The 1,734-nt window shown below is 71.6% G+C and carries 1 protein-coding gene; it reads right to left on the minus strand.

The features are described from left to right. Positions 1-1,734: acetyl/propionyl/methylcrotonyl-CoA carboxylase subunit alpha (locus tag ACIRNI_RS31930; RefSeq protein WP_403556878.1), on the minus strand; the 1,734-nt coding region annotated here is incomplete at its 5' end.

Below are 1,734 nucleotides of genomic sequence, written 5' to 3' on the forward strand. Positions count from 1 at the left end.
TCAGTCCTTGATCTCGCAGATGGGGGCGCCGGAGGTGATCGAGGCGCCGACCTCGGCGGCCAGGCCCTTGACGGTGCCGGCGCGGTGGGCGTTGATGGGCTGTTCCATCTTCATGGCCTCCAGGACGACGATGAGGTCGCCTTCCTTGACCTCCTGGCCCTCTTCGACGGCCACCTTGACGATGGTGCCCTGCATGGGGGAGGCGAGGGTGTCGCCGGAGGCGGCGGAGGCGGACTTCTTCGCGGCGCGGCGCTTGGGCTTGGCGCCGGCGGCCAGGCCGGTGCGGGCCAGGCTCATGCCCAGCGAAGAGGGGAGGGAGACTTCCAGGCGCTTGCCGCCGACCTCGACGACGACCGTCTCACGGCCGGACTCGTCCTCGGCCTCCGCGTCGGCGGGGGCGGCGAAGGGCTTGATGTCGTTGACGAACTCGGTCTCGATCCAGCGGGTGTGGACCTGGAAGGGGCCCTCGGCGGGTGCGAAGGCGGGGTCGGTGACGACCTTGCGGTGGAAGGGGATGGCGGTGGCCATGCCCTCGACCTGGAACTCCTCCAGGGCGCGGGCGGCGCGCTGGAGTGCTTGTCGGCGGGTGGCGCCGGTGACGATCAGCTTGGCGAGCAGGGAGTCCCACGCGGGGCCGATGACGGACCCGGACTCGACACCGGCGTCCAGACGCACGCCCGGGCCGGACGGCGGCGCGAAGGTGGTGACGGTGCCGGGGGCGGGCAGGAAGTTGCGGCCGGGGTCTTCGCCGTTGATGCGGAACTCGAAGGAGTGGCCGCGCAGCGGCGGGTCGTCGTAGCCGAGTTCCTCGCCGTCGGCGATGCGGAACATCTCGCGGACGAGGTCGATGCCGGAGACTTCTTCGGTGACGGGGTGTTCGACCTGGAGGCGGGTGTTGACCTCGAGGAAGGAGATGGTGCCGTCCATGCCGACGAGGAATTCCACGGTGCCGGCGCCGACGTAGCCGGCTTCCTTGAGGATGGCCTTGGAGGCCCGGTAGAGCTCGGCGTTCTGCTCCTCGGACAGGAACGGCGCCGGGGCCTCTTCGACCAGCTTCTGGTGGCGGCGCTGCAGGGAGCAGTCGCGGGTGGAGACGACGACGACGTTGCCGTGCTGGTCGGCGAGGCACTGGGTTTCGACGTGGCGGGGCTTGTCGAGGTAGCGCTCGACGAAGCATTCGCCGCGGCCGAAGGCGGCGACGGCCTCGCGGACGGCGGAGTCGTACAGCTCGGGGACTTCTTCGAGGGTGCGGGCGACCTTCAGGCCGCGTCCGCCGCCGCCGAAGGCGGCCTTGATCGCGATCGGCAGGCCGTGTTCGCGGGCGAAGGCGACGACCTCGTCGGCGCCGGAGACCGGGTCGGGGGTGCCGGCGACCAGGGGGGCGCCGGCGCGCTGGGCGATGTGGCGGGCGGCGACCTTGTCGCCGAGGTCGCGGATGGCCTGGGGCGGCGGGCCGATCCAGGTCAGCCCGGCGTCGATGACGGCCTGGGCGAACTCCGCGTTCTCGGAGAGGAATCCGTAACCCGGATGGATGGCGTCGGCACCGGAGTCCTTGGCGGCTTGCAGCACCTTGGCCATGTCCAGGTAGCTGGCGGCCGGGGTGTCACCGCCCAGGGCGAACGCCTCATCCGCGGCGCGGACGTGCAGGGCGTCCCGGTCCGGGTCGGCGTAGACGGCTACGCTCGCGATCCCGGCGTCCCGGCAGGCACGGGCGACACGGACAGCGATTTCGCC

This window comes from Streptomyces sp. NPDC093546 (assembly GCF_044765045.1).
Classification (GTDB): domain Bacteria; phylum Actinomycetota; class Actinomycetes; order Streptomycetales; family Streptomycetaceae; genus Streptomyces.